This is a genomic window from Nocardia nepalensis (assembly GCF_048910785.1).
Classification (GTDB): Bacteria; Actinomycetota; Actinomycetes; order Mycobacteriales; family Mycobacteriaceae; genus Nocardia; species Nocardia nepalensis.
Map to the genome: position 1 here is coordinate 62,879 of NZ_JBKBET010000031.1, position 17,242 is coordinate 80,120.

20 protein-coding genes are annotated in these 17,242 nt (G+C 66.9%); 16 read left to right on the top strand and 4 right to left on the bottom strand.

Annotated features, from left to right (window positions below):
• Positions 1-15 precede the first annotated feature (15 nt).
• The 4 genes from ACHQ4I_RS25065 to ACHQ4I_RS25080 all read right to left on the bottom strand — a co-directional run bounded on the left by ACHQ4I_RS25065 (position 16) and on the right by ACHQ4I_RS25080 (position 3,154).
• Entirely contained in the window at positions 16-1,071 is a 1,056-nt protein-coding gene (locus tag ACHQ4I_RS25065) for a DUF4185 domain-containing protein (RefSeq protein WP_420774287.1), read from the bottom strand.
• A gap of 16 nt (positions 1,072-1,087) precedes the next feature.
• Positions 1,088-1,423: a hypothetical protein gene (locus ACHQ4I_RS25070; RefSeq protein WP_420774288.1), complete on the bottom strand. Its 336-nt coding sequence runs from the start codon at positions 1,421-1,423 to the stop codon at positions 1,088-1,090.
• 20 nt (positions 1,424-1,443) lie between these two features.
• On the bottom strand, positions 1,444-2,394 hold the full coding sequence (locus tag ACHQ4I_RS25075) for a hypothetical protein (RefSeq protein ID WP_420774289.1): 951 nt from the start codon (positions 2,392-2,394) through the stop codon (positions 1,444-1,446).
• A 157-nt stretch (positions 2,395-2,551) separates the two neighbouring features.
• Positions 2,552-3,154: a DUF4232 domain-containing protein gene (locus ACHQ4I_RS25080; RefSeq protein ID WP_420774290.1), complete on the bottom strand. Its 603-nt coding sequence runs from the start codon at positions 3,152-3,154 to the stop codon at positions 2,552-2,554.
• A 458-nt stretch (positions 3,155-3,612) separates the two neighbouring features.
• On the opposite strand from ACHQ4I_RS25080, the gene ACHQ4I_RS25085 reads away from it, so the two are divergent.
• From ACHQ4I_RS25085 to hypE, 16 genes are all read left to right on the top strand, one after another.
• On the top strand, positions 3,613-3,735 hold the full coding sequence (locus ACHQ4I_RS25085) for a hypothetical protein (RefSeq protein ID WP_420774291.1): 123 nt from the start codon (positions 3,613-3,615) through the stop codon (positions 3,733-3,735).
• 148 nt (positions 3,736-3,883) lie between these two features.
• Positions 3,884-4,258, top strand: coding sequence for a hydrogenase maturation nickel metallochaperone HypA/HybF (locus tag ACHQ4I_RS25090; protein WP_420774292.1), 375 nt, complete (start codon positions 3,884-3,886; stop codon positions 4,256-4,258).
• Positions 4,216-5,016 carry a hydrogenase nickel incorporation protein HypB gene (gene hypB, locus ACHQ4I_RS25095; protein ID WP_420774293.1) on the top strand — a complete coding sequence of 267 codons (801 nt, stop codon included), beginning with the start codon at positions 4,216-4,218 and terminating at the stop codon, positions 5,014-5,016. Before ACHQ4I_RS25090 ends, hypB begins: the two co-directional genes overlap by 43 nt.
• A 111-nt stretch (positions 5,017-5,127) precedes the next feature.
• Complete coding sequence (locus ACHQ4I_RS25100; protein ID WP_420774294.1) at positions 5,128-6,183, top strand: NADH-quinone oxidoreductase subunit B family protein; 1,056 nt, start codon at positions 5,128-5,130, stop codon at positions 6,181-6,183.
• A gap of 12 nt (positions 6,184-6,195) precedes the next feature.
• Positions 6,196-7,992 carry a nickel-dependent hydrogenase large subunit gene (locus ACHQ4I_RS25105; protein ID WP_420774295.1) on the top strand — a complete coding sequence of 599 codons (1,797 nt, stop codon included), beginning with the start codon at positions 6,196-6,198 and terminating at the stop codon, positions 7,990-7,992.
• 29 nt (positions 7,993-8,021) lie between these two features.
• Entirely contained in the window at positions 8,022-8,933 is a 912-nt protein-coding gene (locus ACHQ4I_RS25110; RefSeq protein ID WP_420774296.1) for a NifU family protein, read from the top strand.
• The gene (locus ACHQ4I_RS25115; protein WP_420774297.1) at positions 8,930-9,559 is read left to right on the top strand and encodes a DUF5947 family protein; all 630 of its coding nucleotides are present in this window, start codon (positions 8,930-8,932) and stop codon (positions 9,557-9,559) included. Before ACHQ4I_RS25110 ends, ACHQ4I_RS25115 begins: the two co-directional genes overlap by 4 nt.
• The gene (locus ACHQ4I_RS25120; protein WP_420774298.1) at positions 9,559-10,203 is read left to right on the top strand and encodes a DUF6084 family protein; all 645 of its coding nucleotides are present in this window, start codon (positions 9,559-9,561) and stop codon (positions 10,201-10,203) included. The genes ACHQ4I_RS25115 and ACHQ4I_RS25120 overlap by 1 nt, the downstream gene beginning before the upstream one ends.
• Positions 10,200-11,501, top strand: a complete 1,302-nt coding sequence (locus ACHQ4I_RS25125; RefSeq protein WP_420774299.1) for a hypothetical protein — start codon at positions 10,200-10,202, stop codon at positions 11,499-11,501. The genes ACHQ4I_RS25120 and ACHQ4I_RS25125 overlap by 4 nt, the downstream gene beginning before the upstream one ends.
• Before the next feature lie 13 nt (positions 11,502-11,514).
• Positions 11,515-11,634: a DUF6893 family small protein gene (locus ACHQ4I_RS25130; RefSeq protein ID WP_420774300.1), complete on the top strand. Its 120-nt coding sequence runs from the start codon at positions 11,515-11,517 to the stop codon at positions 11,632-11,634.
• Position 11,635: 1 nt separating this feature from the next.
• On the top strand, positions 11,636-12,109 hold the full coding sequence (locus tag ACHQ4I_RS25135; RefSeq protein WP_420774301.1) for a hydrogenase maturation protease: 474 nt from the start codon (positions 11,636-11,638) through the stop codon (positions 12,107-12,109).
• 2 nt (positions 12,110-12,111) lie between these two features.
• On the top strand, positions 12,112-12,357 hold the full coding sequence (locus ACHQ4I_RS25140) for a HypC/HybG/HupF family hydrogenase formation chaperone (protein ID WP_420774302.1): 246 nt from the start codon (positions 12,112-12,114) through the stop codon (positions 12,355-12,357).
• Complete coding sequence (gene hypF / locus ACHQ4I_RS25145) at positions 12,354-14,627, top strand: carbamoyltransferase HypF (protein ID WP_420774303.1); 2,274 nt, start codon at positions 12,354-12,356, stop codon at positions 14,625-14,627. Before ACHQ4I_RS25140 ends, hypF begins: the two co-directional genes overlap by 4 nt.
• 16 nt (positions 14,628-14,643) lie before the next feature.
• Positions 14,644-15,009 (top strand): HypC/HybG/HupF family hydrogenase formation chaperone, encoded by a 366-nt coding sequence (locus ACHQ4I_RS25150; RefSeq protein WP_420774304.1) that lies wholly within the window; start codon positions 14,644-14,646, stop codon positions 15,007-15,009.
• A complete protein-coding gene (hypD, locus tag ACHQ4I_RS25155) occupies positions 15,006-16,118 on the top strand; it encodes a hydrogenase formation protein HypD (RefSeq protein WP_420774305.1) in 1,113 nt (370 codons plus the stop codon). The genes ACHQ4I_RS25150 and hypD overlap by 4 nt, the downstream gene beginning before the upstream one ends.
• A complete protein-coding gene (hypE, locus tag ACHQ4I_RS25160) occupies positions 16,111-17,199 on the top strand; it encodes a hydrogenase expression/formation protein HypE (protein ID WP_420774306.1) in 1,089 nt (362 codons plus the stop codon). Before hypD ends, hypE begins: the two co-directional genes overlap by 8 nt.
• Positions 17,200-17,242: the final 43 nt, after the last annotated feature.

The following is a 17,242-nucleotide window of genomic DNA, read 5'->3' on the forward strand; positions in this document are numbered from 1 at the left end:
GTCGGAGCAGGGTGGCTAGGGCGTAATGCCGTCGAATTGCATCACCCAGTAAGGGTTGTTCGTGGTGGTGTTCCATTGCGAGACATACAGCGTCACGTCGGTGGGCGAGGCGGAGCGGGGGTGGATGTAGCCGCCGTAGAGCTGCGGAAAGGAGCGGACCCAGAACTGCCACCACGGGACGGCGCCGTAGATCTGTCGTCTCGGGTTGGTCCACACCCGGTCGATCGCCGGTGCGGTGCGGGTCGAAATGCAGTAGCCGACAACATCGAAGTAAGACATGACCCAGGTTCCGGCTATGTTCTTCACGCTCAATTCCCCGATGGGCCCCATACCCGCGAACAACGGGGTGGGTGTCGGGTTGCCCCACCGCCAGGTCGAGCCGTTGTAGCCCCAATACTCATAGTCGGCGCGGTTGGTGATCTGCCGCCACGGCACGCGCATCAGGATCGGGCCGTCGCGATTGTGGCTGCGCCCCCATTGCTTGGATACGACATACAGGTAGCCGTCGCCGTTGTTGTTCCCGATGCCGGCGAAGGACTGCATCATGAACGGGCTCCAGCCGTTGTAGCCGTCGCTGCCGTCGTTGGGCCATACGGTCGCGTAGTCCGTCCAGGTGGCGCCGTCGTCGTCGGAGTAGGCGAGCCCGCAGAACAATGCCCCGTATCTATCATCGGGCGCGTTCCAGTCGTGAACGCTGGTGTAGGTCAACCATGTTCGCCCATCCGGGTCGACGTAGGCGTCGTTGGGAATCCGGGTGACCTCGAACCCGTAGCCGTTGTCGGCGTTGTGGGTATAGGCGAGGGCCTGCCTTGCCTGCGCCCCGCCGGGCGTTGCGGTGAAGGTGGTAGTGGTATCCGGAAGGTCGGGGCTGAACAGCAGGATCGGCGAGCCGAGCCACGTGCCGGAGCCTTGACTGTCGCCGGTGAAGGTGTCGCCGAAGACGAATCCCGACCGGCCCGGCCCGAAATGGCTCCGGTCATATGGGATCCCGAGGTCGGCGCCACCCACCCCGAACTGTTTTGCCGTACTTCCGGCGTACCCGGTGATCGCGGTGCCCCAATGTTTCGACATAGGCGCTCAATTCGGCTTATGCGGTAGCGGCGAGGACGAATCGGATCCGTGCCGCGGCTCGGTTGGCGTTTTCGGTCCAGACCCGTCCGGTGGTGAGGTCGATGGCGAAGACGTAGCCCTCGCGGACCCCGCCGTTGTAGGTGGCGAACCATGCGGTCGGTCCGGCTTGTGTTGTGTCGGAAGCTGGTACGTCGGCGAACGCCCCGTCCGGGAACGTGATCTCGGCGACCGTGGCAGCGGTGAGGGCGGCGAGGGTGCCGCCCGCGGCGGCGGCCGTCGGCGCCGCCCGGACCTGTGGCACGGAGTCGGTGATCACGAAGAAGCGACCGTTCGTGCTGGCGATTGTCGGCATGCAAATACTCCGTCAGGGCACTATCGGGTGGGTGGCTGAAAGCCGGCGATATCGAGCTTCTGTCCGATTGCCGCGATCGCGTCGACGAGGGACCACCCGCCGAGTTGTGGCCAGCCGTCGCCCTGTACACCCCGCATCTGAATCCACTCGTCGCGGATGCGGCCGTCGGCGTCACGCGGCAGCGGTACCTGAGTCGGCCCCGGCGGTGGCGCGAACCCCGGCAGCCCGAGGGTCTGCCCGACGGTGGCGACACCGTCGACGAGGGTGTGACCGGCCAGCTGCGGCCAGCCGTTGCCGCCGATACCCATGAATTGAATCCACATGTCGGTCACCGGATCCGGCGCGACGACTCCGACACCGACCTGGTTGGCGAAGTCCTCCGGCGAGAATCCGTCGGCGGAGTTCATATCGCAGTTCCCGAAGGGCGGGGCGCCCTCGGGCAGGCCACCGCCATATCCCTGGCCGTCGGTGTACTGGTGTGCGATCTGGCCCGGTAGGTTGGGGTTGCTGCCGTAGCCGGCGCCGATCATATTGAGCCCATCCGGGCGCACCGGCCACATGCTGTCGAAATCGGGCCGGTTGGCATAGCCGATGACCCGGCGGGTGGAGCCCAGCCAGTCGGCCAGCCGCCAATAGGCGCGGTTGATACCGTCGGACTGGTCCCCGCCGGGATTGCCGCCGGATTCCACATCGATCATGGAGATCATCTTCGGATGCGGGCCGCCCGCCTGGCCGACCATGCTCCGGTGGGTGTCGACGGTGTCGAGCCAGTTCGGCCGCCAATAGAAATAGACGATGAAGCAGGCTAGTCGCCCGGCGTCGGCGGCTTCAGCGGCCCAGGCATAGTTCGTGTAGAAGTTGTGGTCCCGGTAGGTCCCATCGTTGGAGCGCAACGAAAAGATCTGATACGGATAGGAATCATCGACCGGAACTTGGAACTCGGACACATCGGCGAAAAGGGAATCAACCATAATCCCCTCCAAGAGGTCGACCGGCCCTCGAGCGGACCGGATTTCGGGTGTTTGCTACCAATTCTCCAGGGCTGCGGGCGGTCACGTCATCGATAACGCGTTTCTCGTGACCGCCTCGTAACCGGTGACGCCGCAACGAAACCCGTCGCCGTTCGAGCTACTGGCCCCCGGCGCCCGCCACGACCGCGCGGACTCTCAGCTGGGTCGTGGTCACCTGCCCGTTACCGCACGCTGTCGCGGTGCGCTCGAGATACAGCGATGCGGTGTTGTCGGGCGGGTAGATTCGCAGCCCCGGCACCGCCGTTGGCTGACATTGCTCGGGTGGAATGTTGTGCACGTTGACCGCGAACACGAGCGCCGACGCCTGACCGCCGGGATCCAACTGGACCGGACCCGACGAGGCGCCCTCACGGGCGGCGGGCGCACCGACGGGTGCGCTATCGGGACCGGTGGCATAGGAGACCCCCGGGAAACCTTCGAGTAAACACGGACCAGACCCGTTGTTGGTGAACACGATCGGGAAGGCGACACTTCCGGCAGCCGCGCTCTCCGGTCCGAGAGCGGCCGCCAGATCGGATGCCCGACATTGCGATGCGACGGCATTCGAATCGCTCGCGGCCGTCGTCCGCGCGGCCGTCGATCCCGAAACCACATGCGGCGTCGGGTTCGCGCTGTTGCTCGTCGTATCCGGCGCCGACTGTTCGGAACCGCAACCGCTGACGGTTGCGGCCGTAGCCGCAGTGAGTAGCCACCACGCCATCCGCGATTTCCTCACAACAGCTAACGGTACTCCGCGAGCGGGCGAATATGCAGCGGAAACCCAATCACCACAACCGGATACGCCACGAAGGACCCGTTACGGTCGACGGCGCGACAAAGGCGCACACACCGGCGAGTGCCGCACTCGGGGTGACTATGCAACCGTGCAGCGATTGCGGAGTTCGCTGCATCCTTCGGTCACAGAGCAAAAGGTGTCGCCAGCGGAGTTCAGATCCGCCAAGGGCGCGGAGTCTGCTCCGGCTCAGCGTCTTTCGCCTCGGTGTGGATCTCGTTCATGTCGTTGTCCCGACAGGAAGTCGCCGACTGTCGCATCGCACTCGGCGAGCCCGGCTCCGGGCTGAACGGTTTCCGCTGATCCCACCTCGACGCCTCCCACGCTCGGCGGGGCGCCGCCCACTCGACGTCCTCGCTGGCCACTACACGTCCACCCGAACACCATTGACATACCGCGTCCAACAAGCAGAACAGATCCTCGGCCACAGCATCGACGCCGCGCCGCTCGACCTGCGCCACGCCCGCGCGCTATTGCCCACGATCCGTAGCCACCACACCGAGCAATAAGGACGCGGTCAGTGAACGGCCGACAATATGCGGCTCAGCGGCCTCGTTCGCCGTTACCGCCCATGAAGCCGGTGCGTCCCGGTCGGGTCGGGCGAGTTCGCCCGCGCGGTAGGATTCATCCCAGGGCTTGTCGAAAGGCGAGGTCGGGATGCATGAAATGGCGATAACCCAGTACCTTGTCGAGGCCGTCTGCGAGCATGCGAAGGGGCGCGCGGTGCGCAGCGTGGCGGTCGAGGTCGGCGCGCTGTGTGCTGTGGTGCCCGAGTCCATGCAGTTCTGTTTCGAGCTCGCCACCGAGGGGACGATCGCCGAGGGAGCGCGGCTGGACCTGCGCATCGTCGAGGGGGCGGCGCATTGCCGAAACTGTGGGGCGGAATTCCTCCTGCCCGATCTCATCGTGCTGTGCCGTTGCGGCAGCGCCGATGTCGAGATCACTGCGGGGCGGGAACTTCGAATCGTATCGATGGAGGTGAGTGAGCGATGTGCGCAACCTGCGGATGCGAGGGCGACGGGGTCGCCGTGATCACCGTCGGGCACCAGGACCACGATCACCCGCACGATCATGTCCACCATGAGCATGGTCCGGGTCATGAACACGAGCACTCCCATGAGCACGCTCTGACCACGCTGACCCTCGAACAGAAGGTGCTCGCCAAGAACGACGAGCTCGCCGCGGCCAACCGTGCGCGATTGCGCGAACGCGGGATCTTGGCACTGAATATGACCAGTTCGCCGGGCGCGGGGAAGACGACCCTGATCGAGCGAACCATCCGCGACCTCGAATCTGTTCCGGTGGGCGTAATCGAGGGCGATCAGGCCACCGTGCTGGATGCGCGGCGCATCGAGGCGACCGGATGCAAGGTCGTACAGGTGAATACCGGCGCGGGCTGCCATCTCGACGCGGACATGATGCGGCGCGCTCTCGACGCGCTGGAACCGGCGCCGGGCAGCCTGCTGTTCGTGGAGAATGTGGGCAATCTGGTCTGCCCGGCATTGTTCGATCTGGGCGAGGCGGGCAAGGTCGTGATCATCTCGGTCACCGAGGGGACCGACAAGCCGTTGAAATACCCGCACATATTTGCTGCCGCGGAGCTGGTGCTGATCAATAAAACCGATCTGCTGCCGTATGTGGACTTCGATCCGGAGCGATGCATGGAGTACGCGCGGTCGGTGAATCCCGGCGTAACGATCATTCCGGTATCGGCGACCGTCGGCGATGGACTGGCTCTCTGGTACGAGTGGCTCACCACTCAGCTAACTGCAGGCATATCGATGCCTTGAAAGCCGTTGGCTCTCAGACCTAGACTCATGTGATCAGATTCACATGCGGATGAGTCGGTGGAGCTGACCGGGGAGGCATCCGCGTGCCCCGCTCCGGAAGGTGGCAGTCCGATGCCAACTCAGGAAGCAGTAAAAGCCGAAGATACGTTGATCCACGTCCTATGGATCAATGCGGGACTCAGCTGTGACGGCGATTCGGTGTCCCTCACCGCCGCCACCCAGCCGAGCATCGAAGAGATCGCACTCGGAGCACTCCCCGGTTTACCGAAGATTGCTGTGCATTGGCCGCTCATTGATTTCGAATGCGGTCCAACCGGCGGCGCGGACGATTTCCTGGAGTGGTTCTTCAAGGGAGATCGCGGCGAACTCGATCCGTTCGTTCTGGTCGTCGAGGGCTCGATCCCCAATGAGCAGTTGCACGAAGAGGGTTACTGGTGCGCCTTCGGCAACAATCCTGCGACCGGTCAGCCGATGACGACGAGCGAATGGCTCGATCGGCTGGCGCCCAAGGCGATCGCGGTGGTCGCCGCGGGCACCTGCGCGACGTACGGCGGCATCCACGCCATGGCGGGAAACCCGACCGGCGCGATGGGTGTCCCGGACTATCTCGGCTGGGATTGGAAGAGCAAAGCGGGCATTCCGATCGTCTGCGTGCCCGGCTGTCCGATCCAGCCCGACAATCTGTCCGAGACCCTTACCTACCTGCTCTACCTGGCCACGGGCCAGGCGCCGATGATCCCGCTCGACGATGCGCTGCGCCCGAAGTGGTTGTTCGGCGCCACCGTGCACGAAGGTTGCGACCGGGCCGGCTACTACGAGCAGGGTGATTTCGCCGAAGAGTACGGATCGCCGAAATGCCTTGTGAAGCTGGGCTGTTGGGGTCCGGTCGTCAAGTGCAACGTGCCCAAGCGCGGTTGGGTCAACGGCGTCGGCGGGTGCCCGAATGTGGGTGGCATCTGCATCGGCTGCACGATGCCGGGATTCCCGGACAAGTTCATGCCGTTCATGGACGAACCGCCGGGCAGCAGGCTGTCCTCGACCACTTCCGGGCTGTACGGATCGGTGATCCGCAGCCTTCGCCACATCACCGCCCGCACCGTCGACAAGGAACCGCGCTGGCGGCACAAGGGCGGGAAGCTCGAATCCGGCGCGACACGCACCTGGTAGGGAGATACTTCGATGACAGCGATCATTCCCGATCCGTCGCATCGCAAGATCGAACCCGACGCCCTGGTCGAGATGGCCTGGGATCCGATCACCCGTATCGTCGGCAGCCTGGGCATCTACACCAAGATCGACTTTTCGAGTCGCGAGGTGGTCGAGTGCCACAGCACCTCATCGATCTTCCGCGGCTATTCGATTTTCATGAAGGGCAAGGACCCCCGCGACGCGCACTTCATCACCAGCCGCATCTGCGGCATCTGTGGTGACAACCACGCGACCTGCTCGTGTTACTGCCAGAACATGGCCTACGGGGTCAAACCACCGGCCCTCGGCGAGTGGATCGTCAACCTCGGCGAGGCCGCCGAGTACATGTTCGACCACAACATTTTCCAGGAGAACCTGGTCGGGGTGGACTTCTGCGAGAAGATGGTCGCCGAGACCAATCCGGGCGTGCTCGAACTCGCCGAGCGCACCGAGGCGCCGCACGCCGGTGACCACGGGTATCGCACCGTCGCCGAGATCATGCGGGCGCTCAATCCGTTCAGCGGCGAGTTCTATCGGGAGGCGCTGCAGGTCAGTCGGTACACGCGCGAAATGTTCTCGCTCATGGAGGGCAGGCACGTGCACCCCTCGACGCTGTATCCCGGCGGGGTCGGCACGGTCGCGACGATTCAGCTGATGACCGACTACATGTCGCGGCTGATGCGTTATGTGGAGTTCATGAAGAAGGTCGTGCCGATGCACGACGACCTGTTCGACTTCTTCTACGAGGCGTTGCCGGGCTATGAGAATGTGGGGCTGCGCCGCACACTGCTCGGCTGCTGGGGATCGTTCCAGGATCCCGAGGTGTGCAACTTCAACTACAAGGACATGGAGCAGTGGGGTCGGCGGATGTTCGTCAGCCCCGGCGTCGTCGTGGACGGGAAGCTGATCACCACCTCGCTGGTCGACATCAATCTCGGCATCCGGATCCTGTTGGGCAGTTCGTATTACGAGGACTGGACCGATCAGGAAATGTTCGTCACGAACGATCCGCTCGGCAATCCGGTCGACCGGCGTCACCCGTGGAATCAGCACACCAACCCGAAACCGCAGAAGCGCGACCTGGACGACAAGTACAGCTGGGTGATGTCCCCCCGCTGGTTCGACGGCAAGGACCATCTCGCGCTCGACACCGGCGGTGGGCCGCTGGCAAGGCTGTGGACGACGGCGCTGGCCGGGCTGGTGGACATCGGCTACGTCAAATCCACCGGATCCAGCGTGCAGATCAACCTGCCCAAGACCGCGTTGAAAGGCCCGGTCACCCTGGAGTGGAAGATTCCGACGCACGGCAGCAACACGATCGAACGCGACCGAGCGCGGACCTACTTCCAGGCCTACGCGGCGGCATGCGCGCTGCACTTCGCCGAGCAGGCGCTCGGTGAGATCCGGGCGGGCAACACCAAGACCTGGGAAGACTTCGAGGTGCCCGACGAGAGCATCGGCTGTGGTTTCACCGAGGCGGTGCGCGGTGTGCTCTCGCACCACATGGTCATCCGGGACGGCAAGATCGCCAACTACCACCCGTATCCGCCGACGCCGTGGAACGCCAGTCCGCGTGACTCCCTCGGGACGTCGGGGCCCTACGAGGACGCGGTACAGGGGCAGCCGATTTTCGAGGAGAACGACCGGGAGCACTTCAAGGGAATCGACATCATGCGCACGGTGCGCAGCTTCGATCCGTGCCTGCCCTGCGGGGTGCACATGTATCTGGGCAACGGCGTAACCCTGGACAAGGTGCATTCCCCGACGCAGACGCTCACCGCGGATTGACAGGCGGGGCCGACGACGGGAGGCACAGCGTGGATGCTCGCCCGCAGCAGCGAGCCAAACCGACCGACGACAACCAGTGGCGGGAAGCGGGTGATCGGATCGACACCCTGCTGGATGCCTGTTCGGCAGGCGGCCCGGTAGCGCGCGAACGCGCCGAGCGGCTCGTGCGTGAGGTCGTCGACCTCTATGGCGCGGCACTCGGCCGGGTCATGGCCGTGCTGGATGAGCGGACCGTCGAGGAGCTGACCCGCGACGATCTGGTCGCGAGCCTGCTGTTGGTGCACGGCCTGCACCCGCACGACGTGCGAACGAGAGTGGCGACGGCGCTCGACAGCGTCCGCCCCTACCTCGGCTCGCACGGCGGTGATGTGACGCTCATCGATGTCGCCGATGGTGTCGTGCGGCTCGAGCTGTCCGGTAGTTGCCGCACATGCCCTTCGTCGTCGGTGACTCTGGAACTGGCCGTGGAGGACGCGGTACGTGCGGCCGCACCGGAGATCGACGCGATCGAGGTGGTCGCCGCTGCGGCGGCGCAGCCGGGGGTGATACCGGCCGAAGCGCTGTTCGCGCGCGTGCATACCGGCGATCCGCCCGCGGGCAGCTGGATCCCGGTCCCGGAGCTCGCGGACTTGGCGGCGGGCGAGGTCGGCGGGTTCACCGTCGGCGGCGTATCGGTGCTGGCGTGCAGGGTTGGCGCGGACCTGTTCGTCTATCGCGACCGCTGCGCGGCCTGTGGGCGTTCGATGGCGGGCGCCGCGCTGCACCGCAGGATGGGTGCCCCGGCAGGCTCGGCGGTGCTGCGCTGTCCGGGGTGCCTGGCCCATTTCGACGTGGTGCACGCCGGAGCGCGGCTGGACGGCGAAGGGCATCTGGAGCCGTTCCCCGTGCTGGTGCGCTCCGGTGCGATCTCGGTGGCCGTGCCCGCGGAGGTCCACGGATGAACCGGGGCCTGCGCGCACTGCGTCGTATCGCGACCGACCCGACCCCGCCCGCGGCCGCCGGAGAGCGGTGCGAGATGTGCGCCGAACCGGTCGGCGCGCAGCACCGGCATGTGGTGGATGTCGAAGGCAGGCAACTGATGTGCGTGTGCGCGCTGTGCTATCTGCTGTTCACCGATCAGCATGCCGCACTGCGCTACCGTGCGGTGCCCGACCACTACGTCTCGTTTCCGGACTGTGTGATCGGTCAGGGTGAATGGGATGCCCTCGACATCCCGGTCGGGCTGGCGTTCTTCTTCGTCAATTCGGCGCTCGGGCGCACTGTCGCGTTCTATCCGGGACCGGCAGGGGCCACCGAATCCGAACTGCCGCTGCAGGAATGGCGGGCGATCCTGGATCGCCATCCCGAGCTCGACCGGCTCGCGCCGGATGTCGAGGCCCTGCTCATCCGAATGCCGCAGCGCGGCGGTCCCGGCGCGGTACTGCTGCTGCCGATCGATGCCTGCTACGAGTTCGTCGGACGGATGCGGATGCTGTGGCGCGGATTCGACGGCGGCAAGGAAGCCAGGGACTTCATCGCGGAATTCTTCGCCGCGATGTCGGCTCGGGCCCGCCCGGAGGTGGCGTGATGAGTCCGGCCTATGCGATGACCTTCGCGGTGCTCGAGGTGCGGCCGGAACCGTACGCGGTCACCCCGAATCTGTCGGCGCGCATCGGCATCGCCGCGCTGGCCGAGGAGCCGGTGCACGCGATCGCGCTGCGCGCCCAGGTGCGCATCGAACCCTTCCGGCGCGGCTACTCCGATGCCGAAGGCGCGGGGTTGGTCGACCTTTTCGGCCCGCGCGAACGCTGGCACGAAACACAGAAGTCTTTCACCTGGATGCACTGTGCCACCATGGTGCCCGGCTTCGCCGGCGGCGCCGAGGTCGAACTGCCGATGCCGTGCACCTACGACTTCGAGGTCACCGGCTCGAAGTACCTGCACGCCCTGCGCGAAGGCACCGTCCCCCTGATCTTCCTGTTCAGCGGCACCGTATTCATCAGAGGGGAAAGGGGTTTCGCCGTTCAGCAGGTGCCATGGGACCGTGAGGACAAATTCGACATGCCGGTCGGCACATGGCGCGATCTCATGGACACCCACTATCCGAACTCCGGCTGGGTGCGGTTGCGCCGGGAGAATGTCGAAGCGCTGGCCGCCTACAAGTCCTCGCACGGGTTGCTCGGATTCGACGACGCTGTCGCCAAACTGCTCACCGAGGAGTCCGCGCCGTGAACGCCGCCATGACCCGCGCCCGCGCGATCGCCGACGCCGTGCTGTACGAGGGATACCTGCTGTACCCGTACCGGTCGGACGCCCGAAAGAACCAGTCCCGCTGGCAGTTCGGTGTACTCGGCCCGCCCGGCGCGGCCGCGGCCGGATTCGGCGAGGACGACTCGCTGGCCGCCGAATGCATCGTCCGCGCGCCCCGGACCACCCGGATCACGCTCACCGCGCGGTTTCTGCAATTGCAGCGCCGAACGATCGAGCTGGACGGAACCGCGCGCGCCGAACTGCTCGTCGACGGTCGCCGATGGGTCAGCTGGGACGAGGCCGCCGAATGCGAAATCCCCTGCGGTCCATCGTCGTTGGCGAATACGACGATGCCGATCGAAGTGCCGGGCTGGCAGGCGGTCGAACCGATTCCGGGGTCGGCGGCGGGCACGGTAGTGCGCACCCGATCACCGATCGAGGGCACACTCGAACTGACAGTCGCCCCCGAGGGTGTATATCGGCGCGTTGGGATACGGCTGCGCAACAGCGGCCGCGCGGCCACGAGTTCGGGCGACGCCACCGCCCGGTCCATGCTCGGCGCCCACGTGATCGCCGAACTCGACGGCGGTGAGTTCGTCTCGCTCCTCGATCCCGAACCCGGCGCCGAGACGGCTGTCGAGCACTGCACCCAGCACCGCTGTTTCCCGGTATTGGCCGGGCCGCCCGGGCACAAGGGCGTTGTCCTGGTGTCGCCGATCATTCTCTACGACCATCCCGAGATCGCCGAGCAGAGCGCGGGCCAGCTGTTCGACTCCACCGAGATCGACGAAATCCTCACCCTGCGGGTGATGACGATGACCGACGACGAGAAGGAACGGGCCCGCGCCACCGACCCCCGAGCGGCCGAGATCATCGACCGCTGCGATCGCATGACGCCCGAGGCCATGCACGACCTGCACGGGCTGTGGCGCGAGCCGGCACCGCGCTTGGTGCCCGAGGTGCCCGAGGGCATGAACTGGTGGGATCCCGCAGCCGACGGCGCGGTGCGCCCGGAATCGGACGCGGTCCCGATCGGCGGGGTGTCGGTGCGCAAGGGCAGCCGGGTTCGGCTGCGCCCGACGCGGCGCGCCGACGCCCACGACCTGTTCTACGAGGGCAGGTCGGCGCGCGTCACCTCGGTACACGCCGACGTCGACGGCGAAACGCACGTCGGCGTGGTCATCGACGACGATCCGGCGGCCGATCTGCACGAATGGTATGGCCGCTACCTGTATTTCGCACCCGATGAGCTCGAACCGATTGTCAACGGCGACGAGTGAAAGGAATACGGTCATGGAAGCAGTCGGTGTAGCCGCCACCGCGGTGGTGGCGGTCATCGTCGTGGTCGGCGCGTATCTCGGCATACGGTCGATCCCCGACCTCCGGCGTTATCTCAAGATTCGCCACATGTGAGATGAGCGCTCGCGTGCTCGTTGCCGGGATCGGCAATATCTTCCTCGGCGACGACGGATTCGGCCCCGAGGTGGTCCGCCGGCTACCCGCGGCGTCGGCTGGGGACCAGCGGATCGTCGACTACGGCATTCGCGGGTTGCATCTGGCCTACGACCTGCTCGACGGGTGGGATGCGGTGGTGCTGGTGGACGCTCTGCCGAATACCGGCGAACCCGGCCGCGTGCAGATCCTACGCGCCGAACCCGAGTCGAGTGCCACGACGGCCATGGACGCGCACGCGATGAATCCGGAGGCCGTCTTCGCCGCGGTGCGCGCGCTCGGCGGTGTCGTGCCGCCGACCGTCGTCGTCGGTTGCCAGGTGGACTCGGTGGCCGACGGGATCGGTCTCAGCGCGGCCGTCGCCGCGGCCGTCGACCCTGCCGCGGCCGCGGTCGAGCGCATCGCCGCGCAATTGCGCGCTGGACGGGAGGTGTGATCATGTGCCTGGGCATTCCGGGGCGGGTCGTGGAGATTCCGGACGGCTACCACGGGCAGATCGCCGTTGTCGAGGTGTCCGGCGAGAAGCGCAAGGTCAATATCGGTCTGCTCGCCGCGGATCAGCCCGCCGCGCCGGGTGATTGGGTGATCATCCACATGGGATTCGTCGTCGAGAAGACCGACGCCGATGGCGCGGAGCGGGCGATGGCCGGGCTGCGCCTGCTCGGCAGTGGAGAGCAGTCATGAGCGCCGACCGCGTTCGCCGCCGCCTGCTCGTGCGCGGCGTGGTGCAAGGCGTCGGATTCCGGCCGTTCGTCTACACCACGGCCGTCGAGCTCGCGCTGACCGGCAGCGTCGTCAACGACACCGACGGCGTCGTCATCGAGATCGAGGGCGCCGAGGCATCGGTGCGGGAGTTCATCCGCCGGGTGCACGAATCACCGCCACCACTGGCCGCCGTCGCCTCGGTCGAGCAGGCCGCGGTCGATACCCGAGGCGGTACCGGATTCCTGATCGGAGACACCGTGCGCGGCGGCGCCGGACGCACCCTGGTCTCCCCCGACGTGGCGATCTGTACGGACTGCGCGCGCGAACTGCGCGACCCCGCCGACCGCCGCTACCGCCACCCCTTCGTCAACTGCACCAACTGCGGCCCGCGATTCACCATCATCGCCGGGCTGCCCTACGACCGCGAACGCACGTCCATGGCCGATTTCGCCATGTGCGCGCGCTGCGCCCGCGAATACACCGATCCCGCCGATCGGCGGTTCCACGCCCAGCCCATCGCCTGTCCGGCCTGCGGGCCCACTCTGTCCTACACCGGGCCCGGTGATCCGACGCGCCCGCTCGCCGCGGCGCGCGAATTGCTATGCGCCGGAGCGATTCTCGCGGTCAAGGGCATCGGCGGCTACCACCTCGCCTGTGACGCCGACAACGACACGGCCGTTGCCGAATTGCGCCGCCGCAAGCGGCGCGGCAATAAGCCGTTCGCCGTCATGGTCGCCGACTTGGACGCCGCGGCGCGGATCGTGACCATCGATCCCACCGGCGAGACCCTGCTGAGCGGTCCGCAGCGGCCGATCGTGCTGCTGCCACGTGGCGAACGGCCAGTCGCGGAAGCGGTCGCCCCCGGCAGCCCCGACCTCGGCGTCATGCTCGCCTACACCCCATTGCATCTGCTGTTGTTCGGCCTGCCCGGCGACCCGCCCGGCCCCGACGTGCTGGTGATGACCTCCGGCAATCTCGGCGGCGAACCGATCTGCTACGCCGACGCCGACGCCCGCACCCGTCTGGCCGGGCTCGCCGACGCCTGGCTCGGCCACAACCGGCGCATTCTCGTTCCGTGCGACGACTCGGTGGTGCGTGTCGTGGACGGCGCCGAACTGCCGGTGCGCCGCTCTCGCGGCTACGCGCCGCTGCCGCTGGCGCTGCCCATCCCGGTTCCGCCGACCCTGGCCGTCGGCGCCGATCTGAAGAACACCTGCGCCGTCGCCGACGGGCGGTACGCCTGGCTCAGTCAGCACATCGGCGACATGGACGATCTGGCCACCTTGCAGGCGTTCGACACGGCGCGATCGCACCTGGAGGAACTCACCTGTGTGCACCCGGCCCAACTCGCCGCTGACGCCCACCCCGGCTACCGGTCGACCGCGTGGGCCCGTGCGCACGCGGCCGACCGACCGGTGCACACCGTGCAACACCATCACGCACATCTGGCCGCGGTGATGGGCGAGCACGGGATCGATGCGAACGAAACGGTTCTCGGTATCGCCTTCGACGGCACCGGGTACGGACCCGACGGCGCGATCTGGGGCGGCGAGGTGCTCGTCGCCGGGTACAAGGGCTACCGGCGCTTGGCGCACCTGTCGTATGTGCCCTTGGCGGGCGGCGACCTCAGCGTACGCAAGCCCTACCGGATGGCGCTGTCGCATCTGCGTGCGGCGGGTATCGAATGGTCCCCTGCCATCGCCTCGGTCGACGCATGCCCGGCACCCGAGCGGGCCGTGCTCGAGCACCAATTCGACACCGGCCTCGGCTGCGCGCCGACCTCGAGCATGGGCAGGCTGTTCGACGCGGTCGCCTCCCTGGCCGGGGTGCGGCACGTCGTCGACTATGAGGCCCAGGCCGCGATCGAACTCGAAGGCATGGCCCGCGGGGCCCGCGATGCGGCGGGCCGGTACCGATTCGCTTGGCACGACGGCGATCCCGCCCGGGTCGATCCCGCCCCGGTGCTCGCCGAGGTCGTCGCCGACGCCGTGGGCGGCGTAGCGCCCGCGGTCATCGGCGCCCGATTCCACGCCGCTGTCGCCGACCTCGTGCACGAGGCGGCACGGCGTTTTGCCGCGCCGCGGTCGGTGATCGCGTTGTCGGGCGGTGTGTTCCAGAACGCGCTGCTGTTGTCGAGTTGCACCCGTTCGCTGCGGCGCGACGGATTCCGCGTCATCAGTCATCGCAGACTGCCACCGAACGACGGCGGGATCGCGTTCGGTCAGCTCCTGGTGGTCGGCGCCGTGTGAGTGAAGGAGACAAGCGATGTGTCTTGCGGTTCCCGGAAAGGTGCTCAGCGTCCACGAACGCGACGGCACGCTGATGTCGGAGGTCGACTTCGGCGGCGTCCGCAAAGACGTGTGTCTGCAATACATCCCGGACGTGGCAGTCGGCGATTACGTCGTGGTGCACGTCGGGTTCGCGATCCAACGCCTGGATGAAGAATCCGCGATGCGGACGCTGGCCGAGTTCGAACATCTCGGCGTACTGAAGGAGGAGTTCGGCGACGGTTTCGCCATCGCGGCGAAGCAGGCCGGTCTCGACAACCCCGATGCCCCACAGCCCGGGGCGAGCAATTCCGACGCATCCGCGTCCGGAGCGACCGGCGACGACCAGGAGGCGAAGTCATGAAGTACCTGGACGAATTCAGCAATCCCGAGCTGGCGCGGCACCTGCTCGACCGCATTCGCGCCGCCACCAGCAGGCGGTGGTCGATCATGGAAGTGTGTGGCGGACAGACACATTCGATCATCCGCCACGGCATCGACCAGCTGTTGCCCGATCAGATCGAGATGATCCACGGGCCCGGTTGCCCGGTGTGCGTCACCCCGCTCGAGGTGATCGACAAGGCACTGGAGATCGCCGCCCGGCCCGGGGTGATCTTCTGCTCCTTCGGCGATATGCTGCGGGTACCCGGCAGCCACAAGGATCTGTTCCGGGTCAAGAGCGAAGGCGGCGACGTGCGGGTGGTCTACTCACCACTGGACGCGCTGGAACTGGCCAAGAACAACCCGGACCGTCAGGTGGTGTTCTTCGGCATCGGATTCGAGACCACCGCTCCCGCCAACGCCATGACGGTGTACCAGGCCCAACGGCTCGGCATCGAGAATTTCTCGCTGCTGGTCTCGCACGTGCTCGTCCCACCGGCCATCGCGGCGATCATGGAGTCGCCCAGCTGCCGGGTTCAGGGATTCCTCGCCGCCGGGCACGTCTGCACGGTGATGGGCACCGGCGAATATCCGCCGCTGGCAGCGAAATACAAGGTTCCGATGGTGGTCACCGGATTCGAACCGCTGGACATCCTCGAGGGCATCCGGCGCACCGTGCTCCAGCTCGAGCAGGGACGCCACGAGGTCGAGAACGCCTATCCCCGCGCGGTGGCCGCAGCCGGGAATCCCGCGGCCAAGGCGATGCTCGAGGACGTATTCGAGGTCACCGACCGGGCGTGGCGCGGCATCGGCGTGATCCCCCGCAGCGGCTGGCGGCTCTCGCCGCGCTACCGCGACTACGACGCCGAACAGCGTTTCTCCGTCGGCGATCTGCACACCGCCGAGTCTTCGGTGTGTCGTTCCGGTGAAGTGCTCCAGGGCTTGATCAAACCGCACGAGTGCGCCGCGTTCGGCAAGGAGTGCACTCCGCGAAACCCGTTGGGTGCCACGATGGTTTCCTCCGAAGGCGCGTGTGCCGCGTACTACCTGTATCGGCGGCTCGATCTGCCCGCGGAGGCCGCCCATGCCTGAGACCAATGGCAGTGGGGCAGCCGCATCGCCCCCACTCGACATCGATGGTTGGGTCTGCCCCATGCCGCTGCGCGACGCGCCCAATATCGTGATGGGACATGGCGGCGGCGGCGCGATGTCGGGTGAGCTGATCGAGCATCTGTTCCTGCCCGCGTTCGGCGCGGCCGCCGAAACCGAGCTCGGCGATTCGGCGGTGCTCGCCCTCGGTGGTGTGCGACTGGCGTTCTCCACCGACTCATTCGTGGTCAAGCCGCTGGTGTTCCCAGGCGGCTCGATCGGTGACCTCGCGGTGAACGGCACGGTGAACGATCTGGCGATGTCCGGCGCCCGACCGATGGTGCTCTCGACCGCGTTCATCCTCGAAGAGGGTACGGCGCTGGCCGAAATCGCCCGCATCGCCGAGGCCGTCGGCACCGCCGCACTCGCGGCCGGAGTTCGGCTGGTCACCGGCGACACGAAGGTCGTCGACGCGGGGCACGGCGATGGCATCTTCATCAACACCGCGGGCATCGGACTGGTCCCGGAAGGCGTCGACATCCGGCCCCAGCGCGCAAGGCCCGGCGATATCGTGCTGGTCAGCGGCGAGATCGGACTGCACGGCATCGCGGTACTGAGCTGCCGGGAAGGCCTCGAATTCGGCACGACCCTGTGCAGCGACACCGCGCCACTGCACGGATTGGTCGCGGCCATGCTCGCCACCGGCGCGGATGTGCACGTGCTGCGCGATCCCACGCGCGGCGGAATGGCCGCCTCCCTCAACGAGATCGCCCGCGCCTCGAGTGTCGGCGTCGAGCTCGACGAACGGGCGATCCCGGTTCCCGTCGGGGTGCGCGATGCCTGCGGGTTGCTCGGCCTCGACCCGCTGTATGTCGCCAACGAAGGCAAACTCGTCGCGTTCGTACCCGCCGAGGACGCCGACCGCGTCCTCGATGCCCTGCATGCGCATCCGCTCGGCGCACACGCGGCAATCGTGGGCAATTGCGTTGCCGAACACCCGGGGATGGTGGTGGCCCGCACCGCCCTCGGCGGTACCCGCGTCGTGGATCTGCCCGCAGGAGAACAGCTACCGCGAATCTGTTGAACACGGCGGTGGCTGCGCCGATGAGTTGGGAAGATGGGACCGT

Bases quoted from the DNA above. Each gene is read 5' to 3' on its own strand.
- ACHQ4I_RS25135 (WP_420774301.1), top strand. From the start codon at position 11,636: ATGAGCGCTCGCGTGCTCGTTGCCGGGATCGGCAATATCTTCCTCGGC.
- ACHQ4I_RS25065 (WP_420774287.1), bottom strand. From the start codon at position 1,071: ATGTCGAAACATTGGGGCACCGCGATCACCGGGTACGCCGGAAGTACG.
- ACHQ4I_RS25150 (WP_420774304.1), top strand. From the start codon at position 14,644: ATGTGTCTTGCGGTTCCCGGAAAGGTGCTCAGCGTCCACGAACGCGAC.
- ACHQ4I_RS25100 (WP_420774294.1), top strand. From the start codon at position 5,128: ATGCCAACTCAGGAAGCAGTAAAAGCCGAAGATACGTTGATCCACGTC.
- ACHQ4I_RS25115 (WP_420774297.1), top strand. From the start codon at position 8,930: ATGAACCGGGGCCTGCGCGCACTGCGTCGTATCGCGACCGACCCGACC.
- ACHQ4I_RS25130 (WP_420774300.1), top strand. From the start codon at position 11,515: ATGGAAGCAGTCGGTGTAGCCGCCACCGCGGTGGTGGCGGTCATCGTC.
- hypE (WP_420774306.1), top strand. From the start codon at position 16,111: ATGCCTGAGACCAATGGCAGTGGGGCAGCCGCATCGCCCCCACTCGAC.
- ACHQ4I_RS25090 (WP_420774292.1), top strand. From the start codon at position 3,884: ATGCATGAAATGGCGATAACCCAGTACCTTGTCGAGGCCGTCTGCGAG.
- hypF (WP_420774303.1), top strand. From the start codon at position 12,354: ATGAGCGCCGACCGCGTTCGCCGCCGCCTGCTCGTGCGCGGCGTGGTG.
- ACHQ4I_RS25070 (WP_420774288.1), bottom strand. From the start codon at position 1,423: ATGCCGACAATCGCCAGCACGAACGGTCGCTTCTTCGTGATCACCGAC.
- hypB (WP_420774293.1), top strand. From the start codon at position 4,216: ATGTGCGCAACCTGCGGATGCGAGGGCGACGGGGTCGCCGTGATCACC.
- ACHQ4I_RS25120 (WP_420774298.1), top strand. From the start codon at position 9,559: ATGAGTCCGGCCTATGCGATGACCTTCGCGGTGCTCGAGGTGCGGCCG.
- ACHQ4I_RS25105 (WP_420774295.1), top strand. From the start codon at position 6,196: ATGACAGCGATCATTCCCGATCCGTCGCATCGCAAGATCGAACCCGAC.
- ACHQ4I_RS25075 (WP_420774289.1), bottom strand. From the start codon at position 2,394: ATGGTTGATTCCCTTTTCGCCGATGTGTCCGAGTTCCAAGTTCCGGTC.
- ACHQ4I_RS25140 (WP_420774302.1), top strand. From the start codon at position 12,112: ATGTGCCTGGGCATTCCGGGGCGGGTCGTGGAGATTCCGGACGGCTAC.
- ACHQ4I_RS25080 (WP_420774290.1), bottom strand. From the start codon at position 3,154: ATGGCGTGGTGGCTACTCACTGCGGCTACGGCCGCAACCGTCAGCGGT.
- hypD (WP_420774305.1), top strand. From the start codon at position 15,006: ATGAAGTACCTGGACGAATTCAGCAATCCCGAGCTGGCGCGGCACCTG.